Source organism: Serratia sp. CY33802, from assembly GCF_052169095.1.
In the GTDB taxonomy this organism is placed as follows: domain Bacteria; phylum Pseudomonadota; class Gammaproteobacteria; order Enterobacterales; family Enterobacteriaceae; genus Serratia; species Serratia bockelmannii.
In genome coordinates this window covers 26,335-40,006 of record NZ_JBJNLL010000004.1, presented here as the reverse complement: position 1 = coordinate 40,006, position 13,672 = coordinate 26,335, and the positions used below count along the sequence as shown (strand labels likewise).

The following is a 13,672-nucleotide window of genomic DNA, read 5'->3' as shown; positions in this document are numbered from 1 at the left end:
CGGCCCTTTGGCTGTCAATGGCCGTCGACAAAGACGATTTTCAGTACGAACAGCAGCGCCACCACCACCACGCACGGGCTGATTTCACGCCAGCGGCCGGTGCCGAGCTTCATCACGCAGTAGGAGATAAAGCCGAGCGCGATACCTTCGGTGATCGAGAAACTGAACGGCATCATCACCGCGGTGACAAATGCCGGTACCGCTTCGGTCAGATCGTCCCACTTCACCCGCGCCAGGCTGGAGGTCATCAGTACACCGACATAGATCAGCGCGCCGGCGGCAGCGTAAGCCGGCACCATACCCGCCAACGGCGACAGGAAGATCACCAGCAGGAACAGCAGGCCAGTGACCACCGCCGTCAAACCGGTGCGGCCGCCGACGGCGACGCCGGACGAGCTTTCGATGTAAGCGGTCACGGAAGAGGTACCCGCCAGCGAACCGGCCACTGAGCTGATGCTGTCAACGTACAACGCCTGCTTCATACGCGGGAATTTGCCCTGGTTGTCGGTCAGGCCGGCTTTATCGGTAACGCCGATCAGGGTGCCGGAAGAGTCGAACAGGTTCACCAGCATAAACGAGAAGATAACCCCGGCCAGCCCGATGTTCAGTGCGCCGGCCACGTCGACCTGGCCCACCACCGAGGTGATACTCGGCGGCAGGGAGAACAGGCCACCGTATTTCACGTCGCCCAGCATCCAGCCGATCAGGGTGGTGACCACGATCGACACCAGCACCGCCGCGTGGAAGTTACGCGAAGAGAGCACGGCGATGATGAAGAAGCCGAGCGCCCCCAGCAGCACGTTGTGCGAGGTCAGGCTGCCGATGGTCACCAGCGTGTCCGGGTTAGCCACTACGATGCCGGCGTTTTTCAGCCCCATCATGCCGATGAACAGGCCGATGCCGCTGGTAATGCCGACCCGCAGGCTGACCGGAATGTTAGCGATCATCCAATAGCGAATGCGGAAAATGGTCAGCAACAGCAGGCCGACCGCCCCCCAGAAGATGGCGCCCATGCCCACCTGCCAGGAGATGCCCATCGCGCCGACCACCACGAAGGCGAAGAAGGCGTTCAGGCCCATCGCCGGCGCCAGCGCCACCGGCAGGTTCGCCAGCAGGCCCATAAAGATGCTGCCGAAGGCGGCGATCAAACAGGTGGTGACAAATACCGCCTGGGTATCCATGCCCGCCGCGCCCAAAATTTGCGGGTTAACGAACACGATATACACCATGGTGAGAAAGGTGGTGATACCGGCAATCGTTTCCGTACGCGCCGTCGTGCCATGTTGCTTGAGTTTAAACACGCGCCCAAGCAAGCCTTGCTCAGCGTCAAGGCCAGATACTGGTTTGGTCATTATCAGAATTCCGAAAATGGGAATGGACAGTCGCCGGCTATCCTATAACAAAAAGTGGGGCTTTTGATGTCGGTCACAGGTTTTTTTCGCCGTCTTTACGGCTAAACGCGTCAACGGCTTGTATTTACAGGCATTCATCCCCCTTGCCGCCCGCTGCGTTGCCGTTTGCCGGCACGGCCGATAAAATGGCCTATCGCCCCTCTATCCCTATCCGTTAAAAACAGGAATCCGCATGTCTTCGACCTTTATCGATAAGCTGGCGTTGATCGCGCTGAAAGATGACAAAGTGGCGCTGGTGCGCTCACACAATAAGACGCTGTTTTATATGCCGGGCGGAAAGCGCGAAGCGGGCGAAACCGACGAACAGGCGCTGTGCCGCGAAATCGACGAAGAGCTGACCGTTGCGCTGCTGTCGCAATCCATCGCGTTTTACGGCGAATTCACCGGCCCGGCGGACGGCAAGCAGGACGGCACCCAGGTGCGCATTCGCTGCTACCAGGCCGACTTTACCGGGCAGCTGCAGCCGGCCGCCGAAATCGCCGAGCTGAAGTGGTGCGACAGTCGCGATCTGCCGCAGTGCTCACACGTCGCCGCGCTAATTTTGCACGATCTCAAGGCGCGTAACCTGATCAAGTGATCGCTGAGCGGCCTCAGCGGCGTTAACCCGAAGGAACCTGTCCCGCATGAATCAGATTGACTGCATTTTGTTCGACTGCGATGGCACGCTGGTAGACAGCGAAGTGCTGTGCAGCAAAGCCTATGTGCACATGTTCGCCCACTACGGCATTCATCTGTCGCTGGAAGAGGTATTCAAGAAATACAAAGGGGTGAAGCTGTACGAGATCATCGATCGGGTCAACGCCGAGCAGGGCACTGACCTGGCCAAAGAGACACTGGAGCCGCTGTATCGGCAGGAAGTGGCGCGGTTGTTCGACAGCGAACTGCAACAGATTGCCGGCGCCCGTGAGCTGCTGGCGCAGATAACGGTGCCTGTCTGCACCGTCTCCAACGGGCCGGTCAGCAAGATGCAGCATTCGCTCGGCCTAACCGGCATGCTGCCTTATTTTGATGACCGGTTATTCAGCGGCTATGACATTCAGCGCTGGAAGCCGGATCCGGCGATCGTGTTTCACGCCGCCGAACAGATGCAGGTGCCGGTGACGCGCTGCATCCTGGTGGACGATTCGCCCGCCGGCGCGCAGGCCGGCATCCATGCCGGCATCCCGGTCTTTTACTTCTGCGCCGATCCGCATAACCCGCCGATTGACCACCCGCTGGTGACCACGTTTGACGACCTGGCCCAACTGCCCGCGCTGTGGCGCGAACGCGGCTGGCGGCTCACGGCCGATTAACTGGCCGGCAACGGCGGCTTGTTGCGCCACCAGCGCCAGGACCGTTTCAGCGCGCGGGTTTGCGCGCCGAAGCGGCGGTTGACCGCGTTGGCCAGCAGATCGAGCGCCAGGCAGAACACGAAGTAGACCAGCGCCACGAACAGGAACACTTCCATCGGATAGACCATGCTGCGGTTGTTGACCTGGGTCGCCAGGAAGGTCAGTTCGCCAACGCCGACGATATAAGCCAGCGAGGTGTCCTTGATCAGAGAGATCCACTGGTTGATGAACGACGGCACCATCATGCGCAGCGCCTGCGGCAGCACGATCATGCGCAGCGTCTGCCAACGCGTCAGCCCCAGAGAAAGCCCAGCCTGCCACTGGCCGGGGCCGATCGCGGCGATGCCGGCCTTCACTGCATGGGCCAGATAGGCCGAGGCGATCAGCGCCAGCGCGCACACCACGGTAGTGATTTCCGGGATCTCGACGCCAAACACCATCGGCAGCAGGAAATAGGTCCAGAAGATCAGCATGATGACCGGAATGGCGCGGAAAAAGCCCAACACCGCCGCCAGCAGCCCGGCGGCGACGCCGCGTGACATCGCCAGCGCCACGCCGAGTAAGGTGCCGAGCACCGCCGAGGCCACGCCGGCCATCAGGCTGATCGCCAACGTCAGCGCCGCGCCACCCAGCGGCCCGTCCGGCCAGGTGCCCCACAGCAGGTAACCCAGGTTGTCGTGAATCACGCTGAAATCCATCTCAATGTCCTCCCAGCGGTTTACGCTGTTGTCGCCACATGCCCCAACCTTCCAGCAGCGCGATGATGGCGATATACAGCACCGTCGCCACGCCGAACGCCTGGAAGGTGCGCAGGGTTTCGGTTTCGACCTGACGCGAGGCGTAAGAGAGTTCGGCAACGCCGATCGCCATGGTCAGCGACGAGTTCTTGATCACGTTCATGTATTGCCCCAGCAGCGGCGGCAGCGCGATTTTCAGCGCCTGCGGCAACACCACGTAGCGCATCGCCTGCCAGCCGGTCAGTCCCAGCGCCTGAGCGGCATATTTCTGCCCGCCGGCGACGCCGCGAATGCCGGAGCGGATCTCTTCGGCGATAAAGGCGGTGGAGTAGAGCGTCAGGCCAAAGAAACCGGCGAGAAACTCGAACGACGGCCACTCAAGCGGGCCGACCTGATGTGAGCTGTTCAGCCACTGCATGGCGGCGGACGGCAGGATCTGCCCGGCGGCGAAGTACCAGAAGAACAGCTGCACCAGCAGCGGCGTATTGCGAAACAGCGAGCTGTATCCCATCGCCAGCCAACGCAACGGCCGCAGGCTGCTGTCGCGCATCGCCGCCAGCACAAAGCCCAGCAACGTGGCCGCCAGGCCCGCGCAGGCGGAAAGCCACAGCGTCAGCAGAAAGCCGTGCCACAGCCAGCTCAGGTATTGCGGCGCCAGCAGCCAGTCCAGGTTCATGTTCAATCCTTGTCTTGCAGAATGCATCAGGGGCGCAGCAAGCTGCGCCCCTCCGTGCCTATCTCACCGCAAGCGGTTAAGTCAGGCTTTTGGTTGCTGATCCAAAGGCGCGATTTTGAAATCGCCGCGCGGTTGAGCGGATTGGGTTTCCGGCCCGAACCAGCGATCGTAAATCTTAACCGCTTCGCCGTCTTTTTCCAGCTTGATCAGCGTCTCGTTCACCGCGGCGGTCAGGCGATCTTCACCCTTGGGAATGCCGACGCCCTGATACTCTTTGGTCAGGCTGAACGGCGAAATTTCAAACTCCGCCTTTTGCGCCGCCGGCAGGTTGCCGAGCAGGCCGACCAGCTTGGCGTCGTCCTGAGTGATCGCCTGCACGTTGCCGTTACGCAGCGCCACGAACGCCAGCGGGGTATCATCGTAGGAGATCACTTTCGCCGTCGGGAAACGCTCGCGCAGGGTGATTTCCTGCACCGTGCCCTTATCCGCGCCGATGCGCAGCTTCTTGATGTCTTCCGGCGTTTTCAACACGCCTTTGCGGGCGATGAATTTCTGGCCAGTGGCGAAGTACGGCACGCTGAAGTTCACTTCCTTGGCGCGCTCGTCGGTAATGGTGAAGTTGGCGGCAATCAGGTCAACCTTCTTCGACACCAGCAGCGGAATGCGGTTGGCCGGGTTGGTGGCGCGCAGCTCCACTTTCACCCCCAGCGCTTTGCCGATCGCGTCGGCGACATCCACATCGTAGCCCACCAGCTTCTTGCTCTGCGGATCGATGTAGCCGAACGGCGGGTTGCTGTCGAACACCGCGATGCGCACCACGCCGGCTTGCTTGATATCGTCAAGTTTGTCCGCGTGCGCGGCACCGGCGGCGAGGCCGGTCAGACTGGCTAACAACGTTAAGGCCAAAGCGCGATGTTTCATAGAAAGCTCCTAAGTGGTTGATGTCCTGCTGGCGGATAAGCTAGCAAGCGCCACATAGGTCAGGAAATAATATAAAAAGCTATATTTATAACCTTTTTATCTTTACGCGCTTAAGATGGAATAAAGGCGCGGGAAACCGCGCCTTTGAAGGATATTACCCGGAAAGGGTTAGTCGGCTTTGTCGTCTTTACCGCCCGGGGAGAGCAGCTTTTCCAGGGCATCGCCACCCAAATGACGGAAATCCTGCCCTTTGACGAAATAGAAGATAAATTCGCAGATGTTCTGGCAGCGGTCGCCGATACGCTCGATAGAACGGGCGCAGAACAGCGCGGTCAGCACGCTCGGAATGGTGCGCGAATCTTCCATCATGTAGGTCATCAGCTGACGCACGATGCCTTCGTATTCCTGGTCGACTTTTTTATCTTCCCGGTAAATACGGATCGCCTCGTCCAGATCCATGCGCGCGAAGGCGTCCAGCACGTCGTGCAGCATCTGCACGGTGTGGCGCCCCAGCGACTCCAGGCTGACCAGCAGCGGCTGGTGCTGGTGCGAGAACTTCTCCAGCGCGGTGCGGCAGATCTTGTCCGCCACGTCGCCGATGCGCTCCAGCTCGGAAATGGTTTTGATGATCGCCATCACCAGACGCAGATCGCTGGCGGTCGGCTGGCGCTTGGCGATAATGCGCACGCAAGCTTCATCGATCGCCACTTCCATCATGTTGACCTTGGCGTCGCCTTCGATCACGCGCTTGGCCAGCTCGCCATCCTGATTGTGCATCGCGGTGATGGCGTCGGTCAGCTGCTGCTCCACCAGCCCGCCCATGGTCAGCACCTGGGTGCGGATATGCTCGAGCTCTGCGTTGAACTGGCCGGAAATGTGTTTGTTTAAATTCAGGTTATCCATGATGCTTCCTATCAACCATAACGGCCAGTGATGTAGTCTTCAGTCTGCTTTTTCTGCGGCGCAGTGAACAGGTTATCAGTATCACTGAACTCGATCAGCTCGCCCAGATACATAAATGCGGTAGAGTCGGAGCAGCGCGCCGCCTGCTGCATGTTGTGCGTCACGATCACCACGGTGTAATCAGCCTTCAGCTCGCTGATCAGCTCTTCAATCTTGCCGGTGGAGATCGGATCCAGCGCCGAGCAAGGCTCATCCAGCAACAACACTTCCGGACGAATGGCGATGCCGCGGGCGATGCACAAACGCTGCTGCTGGCCGCCGGAGAGGCTGTAGCCGCTCTGGTGCAGCTTGTCCTTGGTTTCATTCCACAGCGCCGCCTTGGTCAGCGCCCACTGCACGCGCTCGTCCATATCGGCGCGCGACAGCTTTTCAAACAGGCGAACGCCGAAGGCGATGTTGTCGTAAATCGACATCGGGAACGGCGTCGGCTTCTGGAACACCATGCCGACCTTGGCACGCAGCAGCGCGATATCCGAGTTGTCGGTCAGGATGTTCTGGCCGTCCAGCAGGATGCCGCCTTCCGCACGCTGTTCCGGGTACAGCTGGTACATCTTGTTGAAGGTGCGCAGCAGGGTAGATTTGCCGCAGCCGGACGGGCCGATAAACGCGGTGACCTTGTTCTTGGCGATATCCAGCGTGATGTTCTTCAGCGCATGGAATTTGCCATAGTAGAAGTTCAGATCGCGTACCTGAATTTTGCTGCTGGAAGCGTCAGTAACCATACTCATCAAGACTTCTCTCTTTTCATCAGCGCCGCCAAAGCGGCGCTCAAAATTTTATGAATGCTTTTTCTTGGCGAAAACCACGCGCGCCAGGATATTCAGTAACAGTACGCACAGGGTGATCAACAGCACCCCGGCCCAGGCCAGCTGTTGCCATTCGGCGAACGGGCTCATGGCGAATTTGAAGATGGTCACCGGCAGGTTGGCGATCGGCTGCATCAGGTCGGTGCTCCAGAACTGGTTCGACAGCGAAGTGAACAGCAGCGGTGCGGTTTCCCCCGCGATGCGTGCAATCGCCAGCAGCACGCCGGTGATGATGCCGGACACCGACGCCTTCAGCGTGATGGCGGAAATCATGCGCCATTTCGGCGTACCCAGGGCATAAGCGGCCTCGCGCAGCGTATCCGGTACCAGTTTCAGCATGTTCTCGGTGGTACGAATGACGATCGGCACCTGCAGCAGCGCCAGCGCCACGATGCCGGCCCAGCCGGAGAAGTGTTCCATCTTCGCCACCACGATGGTGTAAACGAACAGGCCCACCACGATCGACGGTGCGGACAAAAGAATGTCGTTGATAAAGCGGATCACTTCCGCCAGCCAGGATTTACGGCCGTATTCCGCCAGGTAGATGCCGGCCATGATGCCCAGCGGCGTACCGAAAAGGGTCGCCCACAGGATCAACAGGCCGCTGCCGGCGATAGCGTTGGCCAAGCCGCCGCCTGCGGTATTCGGCGGCGGGGTCATCTCGGTGAACAGCGCCAGCGACATGCCGTCGAAGCCTTTGGTGACGGTGGCGATCAGGATCCAGATCAGCCAGAACAACCCGAACGCCATGGTCGCCATCGACAGGAACAGCGCGAGGCGGTTTTTCTGCCGGCGCCAGGCCTGCATTTTGCGGCGGCTTTCCGCCAGAACGACTGCGTTTTGCATATCCATCGTCGCCATGTTAACGCCCCTCATTCTTGGCCAGACGCATGATCATCAGTTTCGACAGCGCCAGCACGATAAAGGTGATAACAAACAGAATCAGGCCCAGCTCCATCAACGCGGCGGTGTGCACGCCGGACTCAGCTTCGGCGAATTCGTTGGCCAGCGCCGAGGTGATGCTGTTGCCCGGCATATACAGCGAAGCGCTGTCGAGCTGGTAGGTGTTGCCGATGATAAAGGTCACCGCCATGGTTTCCCCCAGCGCACGGCCCAGGCCCAGCATCACGCCGCCGATGACGCCGTTTTTGGTGAACGGCAGCACGATGCGCCAGATGACTTCCCAAGTGGTGCAGCCGATGCCGTAGGCCGACTCTTTCATCATTACCGGCGTCTGTTCGAACACGTCGCGCATAACCGCAGCGATGTAAGGAATGATCATGATCGCCAGGATCACCCCGGCAGCCAGGATACCGATGCCGAAGGCCGGGCCGGAGAACAGCTCGCCGACGATAGGAATGCCCGACAGCACGTCGCCCACCGGCGTCTGGAAGTATTCGGCGAACAGCGGGGCGAACACAAACAGGCCCCACATGCCGTAGACGATGCTCGGGATGGCCGCCAGCAGCTCAATGGCGATGCCCAGCGGCCGCTTCAACCAGTTCGGCGCCAGTTCGGTCAGGAACAGCGCGATGCCGAAACTCACCGGCACGGCGATGATCAGCGCGATGAGCGAGGTGACCACGGTACCGTAGATAGGCACCAGCGCGCCGAACTGCTCCGCCGGCGCATCCCACTCTTTGGTCCACAGGAAGGCGAAGCCGAATTTCTGCATGCTTGGCCAGGAGGCGAAGATCAGCGAAACGATGATGCCGCCCAGCAACAATAGGGTAATCAGCGCAGCCAGTCTCACCAGCGCGCTGAAAATGATGTCACCGTTTTTGCCCGGTGCTTTGATGGTCGGCTTGTACTCAGCCATAGATTACTCTCTGTTTGAACCCTGGCAGCCCCAACCGGGATCGGAGCCTGAAGAACTGTGTGGGGCGCGGCGAACCCGCGCCCCTGCGTTGTTAGTACAGCGCTTTACCTGAACTGTCTTTTACGTTGGTTTTCCAGGCCGCGCGCACCTGCTCAACCACTTCTGTCGGCAGGGTGGCGTAATCCAGCTCGTTCGCCTGCTTGGCGCCGGTTTTATAAGCCCAGTCGAAGAACTTCAGCACTTCGGCACCCTGAGCAGGGTTTTTCTGCTCTTTGTGCACCAAAATGAAGGTGGTGGAGGTGATTGGCCACACGTTGTCGCCTTTCTGGTCAGTCAGATCCTGAGCGAAGGTCTTGCTCCAATCCACGCCTTTGGCCGCGTTGCTGAAGCTCTCTTCGGTCGGGCTGACCGGTTTGCCGTCGGCGGACACCAGCTTGGTGTAAGCCAGGTTGTTCTGCTTGGCGTAAGCGTATTCTACGTAGCCGATAGAGCCAGGCAGACGCTGAACGAAGGCGGCGATGCCGTCGTTGCCTTTGCCGCCCAGACCGGTCGGCCAGTTAACGGTAGAACCGGCGCCAATCTTCTCTTTCCACTGCGCGTTGGCCTTGGACAGGTAGCTGGTAAACACGAACGAGGTGCCGGAACCGTCGGCGCGGCGCACTACGGCGATGTTCTGGTCAGGCAGTTTCACGCCAGGGTTCAGCTTGGTGATAGCCGGATCGTTCCACTTTTTGACGTTGCCCAGGTAGATATCGCCCAGGGTTTTACCGTCCAGCGTCAGTTCGCCGGATTTGATGCCCGGGATATTCACCGCCAGTACCACGCCGCCGATCACGGTCGGGAACTGGAACAGGCCATCGGCCGCCAGTTTGTCGTCAGACAGCGGAGCATCGGAAGCGCCAAAGTCAACGGTGTTGGCCACGATTTGCTTCACGCCGCCAGAGGAGCCGATGCCCTGATAGTTAACTTTGTTGCCGGTTTCTTTCTGATAAGAATCTGCCCACTTAGCGTAAACCGGAGCGGGGAATGTCGCACCTGCACCGGTCAGGCTGGCAGCAGCGAACGCGGACACGGCGGTCAGGGAGAAGGTCGCTGCCACAATACTGGCGACGGTGGTACGCATCAGTTTCATAATCCCTCCTAATGGGATACTTAAAATCGACTTCGAGTCGTTTTAATCAGAGTAAGTATTGCTGCAGGAGGGAAAATAGGACAGTTTGGTGACAGAAAAATGTACGCAATATGACAGTTATATTACAGTGCGTTTGATGGGTATTGTTTTATCTATAAATCAAAAAGTTAGTTGTTAAACAGCACATTTGCCAAGCAATAAAAAAACCGTTTTGGCGCGGCCTATCCGCTTGAATATGACAACGTTTATCGCCGAATCGGTCGCGCTGTCATCTTTAAGGCCACTCATGAAAAAAGCCGGCGCGAAGGCCGGCTTTTGCAGTTTACCTGCGGCAAATTACTCTACGGTGACAGACTTCGCCAGGTTGCGTGGCTGGTCAACGTCGGTGCCTTTGATCAGCGCCACGTGGTAAGACAGCAGCTGCAACGGCACGGTGTAGAAGATCGGCGCGACGATTTCCTCGACGTGCGGCAGAGGAATGATGGTCATGCCTTCGCTGCTGACAAAGCCGGCGTCCTGATCGGCGAACACGTACAGCTGGCCGCCGCGCGCGCGCACTTCTTCAATGTTGGACTTCAGCTTTTCCAGCAGTTCGTTGTTTGGCGCCACCACGATCACCGGCATATCGGCGTCGATCAGCGCCAGCGGGCCGTGTTTCAACTCGCCCGCCGCATAAGCTTCGGCGTGAATATAGGAGATCTCTTTCAGCTTCAGCGCCCCTTCCATGGCGATCGGATACTGATCGCCGCGGCCGAGGAACAGCGCATGGTGCTTGTCGGAGAAGCCTTCCGCCAGCGCTTCGATCTCTTTATCCATCGACAGCATCTGCTCGATACGCGCCGGCAGCGCCTGCAGGCCGTGCACGATCTCCTGCTCCACGCTTTCCGCCATGCCTTTCAGGCGGCCTAGGCGCGCCACCAGCATCAACAGCACGGTAAGCTGGGTGGTGAAGGCTTTGGTCGAGGCTACGCCGATTTCCGTGCCCGCTTTGGTCATCAACGCCAGATCGGATTCACGCACCAGCGAAGAGCCCGCAACGTTACAAACGGCCAGCGAACCAAGATAACCCAGCTCTTTGGACAGGCGCAGCGCCGCTAACGTGTCGGCGGTTTCGCCGGACTGCGACAGGGTGATGATCAGGCTACCCGGACGCACCGCCGATTTGCGGTAACGGAATTCGGACGCGATCTCGACGTCGCACGGCACGCCGGCCAACGCTTCAAACCAGTAGCGCGCCACCATCCCGGAGTGGTAAGAAGTCCCACAGGCGATGATCTGCACGTGTTGCACCTTGGCCAGCAGCTCGTCGGCGTGCGGGCCCAGCTCGCTCAGGTTGATTTGGCCATGGCTGAAACGCCCTTCCAGGGTGTTTTTCAGCGCCAGCGGCTGTTCGTAGATCTCTTTTTGCATGTAGTGACGGTAAGCGCCCTTGTCGCCGGCGTCATACTGCACCTGGGATTCGATCTCAGGACGCTCGATGGCGTTGCCCTGCTTGTCGAAGATGTTGACGGTGCGGCGAGTCACTTCCACCACATCGCCTTCTTCCAGGAAGATGAAGCGGCGGGTGACCGGCAGCAGCGCCAGCTGATCGGAGGCGATGAAGTTTTCCCCAACGCCGCGGCCGATAACCAGCGGGCTGCCGGAGCGCGCCGCAACCAATACGCTCGGATCGCGGCTGTCCATCACCACGGTGCCGTAAGCGCCGCGCAGCTGTGGGATCACGCGCTGAACCACTTCCAGCAGCGTACCGCCCTGCAACTGTTCCCAGTGCACCAGGTGCGCGATCACTTCGGTGTCGGTTTCGGAGCTGAAACGGTAACCACGTTCGATCAGCAGCTCGCGCAGCGGTTCGTGGTTTTCGATGATGCCGTTATGCACCACGGTAATGTAGTCGGAAACATGCGGGTGCGCGTTCGCTTCGGTCGGTTCACCGTGCGTTGCCCAGCGGGTGTGAGCGATGCCGGTACCGCCGTGCAGATCGGTTTGCTCCGCCGCTTCGGCCAGTTTTTGTACCTTGCCTACGCGACGCAGGCGACTGACGTTGCCTTTTTCATCGACCACCGCCAGACCGGCGGAGTCATAACCGCGGTACTCAAGACGACGTAAACCTTCCAACAGGATTTCTGCGATATCACGTTGCGCTACTGCGCCTACAATTCCACACATCAGTTATATTCCTAATGAACGCCCTTCATGGGCGCTTTCGATGCCTTGACCTGATTTTTGCCGGTTTTTACCGTGCGTCCCCCGAGCCTGTAGATGGTGGGGGTTATTATGTTTTGTATTGGGCTCGTGAACAGAGCCCAACGCAAAACACACTATGACTTCTTCTTCACCGGACGTTGCCAGCCCTGAATGTGCACCTGCTTGACGCGGCTCAGCACCAATTCGTTCTCGGCAATATCGCGCGTCACCGTGGTGCCTGCGGCGATGGTGGAGCCTTTGCCGACCGATACCGGCGCCACCAGCTGAGTATCGGAACCGACGAACACCCCATCGCCGATCAGCGTCTTGTGCTTGTTGGCGCCATCGTAGTTACAGGTGATGGTGCCGGCGCCGATATTCACGTCATCGCCGATTTCGGCATCGCCCAGGTAGCTGAGGTGGCCGGCCTTGGAGCCTTTGCCCAGACGCGCCTTTTTCATTTCCACGAAGTTGCCGACGTGGGCCCCTGCCGCCAGCTCCGCGCCTGGGCGCAGGCGGGCAAATGGCCCCACGGTGCAGCCGACTTCCAGCACGCTGTCTTCCAGCACGCTGTAAGGACTGATCTCGCAATCATCACCGATTACGCAGTTTTTCAGCACGCAGCCGGCGCCGATTTTCACCCGATCGCCCAACTTGACGTGACCTTCGATAATCACATTCGCATCAATAGTGATGTCGCGGCCGTGAACAAGTTCCCCGCGCAAATCGAAACGCGCCGGATCCAGCAGCATCACGCCGGCCAACAGCAGCTTTTCAGACTGTTCCGACTGGAATACGCGTTCCAGGGTCGCCAGTTGCAGGCGGTTGTTCACACCTTCCACTTCACTCAGGCGCGACGGGTGTACAGCCTCGATTTTCTTGCCGTCGGCATGGGCCAACGCAATGATATCGGTGATGTAAAACTCGCCCTGTGCGTTGTCGTTGTTCAGCATCCCCAGCCAGCGCTTCAGATCGCGCCCGTTCGCCACCAGGATGCCGGTATTGATCTCATTAATCTGACGCTGTGCCTCGCTGGCGTCCTTGTGTTCAACGATGCCCACCACGTTGCCCTGCTCGCGCACGATGCGGCCGTAACCGCTCGGATCGTCCAGTTTCACCGTCAGCAGACCGATGCCGCCCTGCGGCTTGGCCGCAATCAGGCGTTGCAGCGTATCCACGGAAATCAAAGGCACGTCACCGTACAGCATCAGCACGTCTTCATCGTCGGCAAAATGCGGCGCCGCCTGCTGCATTGCATGGCCGGTGCCCAATTGCTCCGCCTGCAGCACCCAGTTCAGCGCGCCGTCCGTCAGCGTGCTTTTCAATAAATCGCCGCCGTGGCCGTATACCAGGTGAACATGTTGCGCGCCCAGTTTCATCGCGGCATCAATGACGTGCTGCACCATCGGCTTACCGGCCAACGGATGCAACACTTTGGGAAGATCGGAATACATGCGCGTACCCTTGCCCGCGGCGAGGATGACCACGCTCATTGCGCTGTTCGACATAAGCAACCTGATAACTCCATTTTGATAGACGAAAGTAAAACCGTTTAGCGACGATATTACTACATATTTCTCATCACGAACCCGGCGCAGGCCGCGCGCCTCTTGGCCTGCCGCCATCATGGCCGATTCGGCTTCAGGACGAAAAAACTGTCGGCGTTCGGCGACGTTTCTTTCCCGATATCA

Annotated in this window: 13 protein-coding genes; 2 read left to right on the top strand and 11 right to left on the bottom strand. The window is 59.3% G+C overall.

The genetic code is table 11. The features are described from left to right. Positions 1-14: 14 nt before the first annotated feature. Positions 15-1,352 (bottom strand): NCS2 family permease, encoded by a 1,338-nt coding sequence (locus ACJ8HA_RS15000; RefSeq protein ID WP_004933851.1) that lies wholly within the window; start codon positions 1,350-1,352, stop codon positions 15-17. A 232-nt stretch (positions 1,353-1,584) separates the two neighbouring features. Between ACJ8HA_RS15000 and ACJ8HA_RS14995 the strand changes: the two genes are divergently transcribed. Both ACJ8HA_RS14995 and yieH read left to right on the top strand, forming a co-directional pair. After that, complete coding sequence (locus ACJ8HA_RS14995) at positions 1,585-1,989, top strand: NUDIX hydrolase (RefSeq protein WP_016929609.1); 405 nt, start codon at positions 1,585-1,587, stop codon at positions 1,987-1,989. 46 nt (positions 1,990-2,035) lie between these two features. Beyond that, complete coding sequence (yieH, locus tag ACJ8HA_RS14990; RefSeq protein ID WP_025304749.1) at positions 2,036-2,704, top strand: 6-phosphogluconate phosphatase; 669 nt, start codon at positions 2,036-2,038, stop codon at positions 2,702-2,704. Here yieH and ACJ8HA_RS14985 read toward each other — a convergent pair. The 10 genes from ACJ8HA_RS14985 to glmU form a co-directional block, all read right to left on the bottom strand. Further along, positions 2,701-3,441, bottom strand: a complete 741-nt coding sequence (locus ACJ8HA_RS14985) for an amino acid ABC transporter permease (protein WP_004933841.1) — start codon at positions 3,439-3,441, stop codon at positions 2,701-2,703. The genes yieH and ACJ8HA_RS14985 overlap by 4 nt on opposite strands. Before the next feature lies 1 nt (position 3,442). Beyond that, positions 3,443-4,156, bottom strand: coding sequence for an amino acid ABC transporter permease (locus ACJ8HA_RS14980; RefSeq protein ID WP_025304748.1), 714 nt, complete (start codon positions 4,154-4,156; stop codon positions 3,443-3,445). Positions 4,157-4,237: 81 nt separating this feature from the next. Further along, positions 4,238-5,077, bottom strand: a complete 840-nt coding sequence (locus ACJ8HA_RS14975) for an ABC transporter substrate-binding protein (RefSeq protein ID WP_019455482.1) — start codon at positions 5,075-5,077, stop codon at positions 4,238-4,240. 168 nt (positions 5,078-5,245) lie between these two features. Further along, positions 5,246-5,980 (bottom strand): phosphate signaling complex protein PhoU, encoded by a 735-nt coding sequence (gene phoU, locus ACJ8HA_RS14970; protein ID WP_033636521.1) that lies wholly within the window; start codon positions 5,978-5,980, stop codon positions 5,246-5,248. Positions 5,981-5,991: 11 nt separating this feature from the next. Next, on the bottom strand, positions 5,992-6,762 hold the full coding sequence (gene pstB / locus ACJ8HA_RS14965) for a phosphate ABC transporter ATP-binding protein PstB (RefSeq protein ID WP_016929614.1): 771 nt from the start codon (positions 6,760-6,762) through the stop codon (positions 5,992-5,994). A gap of 54 nt (positions 6,763-6,816) precedes the next feature. Beyond that, positions 6,817-7,707, bottom strand: coding sequence for a phosphate ABC transporter permease PstA (gene pstA, locus ACJ8HA_RS14960; RefSeq protein WP_025304746.1), 891 nt, complete (start codon positions 7,705-7,707; stop codon positions 6,817-6,819). Between the two features lies 1 nt (position 7,708). Next, entirely contained in the window at positions 7,709-8,665 is a 957-nt protein-coding gene (gene pstC, locus ACJ8HA_RS14955) for a phosphate ABC transporter permease PstC (RefSeq protein WP_016929615.1), read from the bottom strand. Between the two features lie 91 nt (positions 8,666-8,756). Beyond that, positions 8,757-9,797 carry a phosphate ABC transporter substrate-binding protein PstS gene (gene pstS, locus ACJ8HA_RS14950; protein ID WP_043140725.1) on the bottom strand — a complete coding sequence of 347 codons (1,041 nt, stop codon included), beginning with the start codon at positions 9,795-9,797 and terminating at the stop codon, positions 8,757-8,759. A gap of 336 nt (positions 9,798-10,133) precedes the next feature. Then, entirely contained in the window at positions 10,134-11,963 is a 1,830-nt protein-coding gene (glmS, locus tag ACJ8HA_RS14945; protein ID WP_043140722.1) for a glutamine--fructose-6-phosphate transaminase (isomerizing), read from the bottom strand. Positions 11,964-12,115: 152 nt separating this feature from the next. Continuing rightward, positions 12,116-13,489, bottom strand: coding sequence for a bifunctional UDP-N-acetylglucosamine diphosphorylase/glucosamine-1-phosphate N-acetyltransferase GlmU (gene glmU / locus ACJ8HA_RS14940; RefSeq protein ID WP_043140716.1), 1,374 nt, complete (start codon positions 13,487-13,489; stop codon positions 12,116-12,118). Positions 13,490-13,672 lie beyond the last annotated feature (183 nt).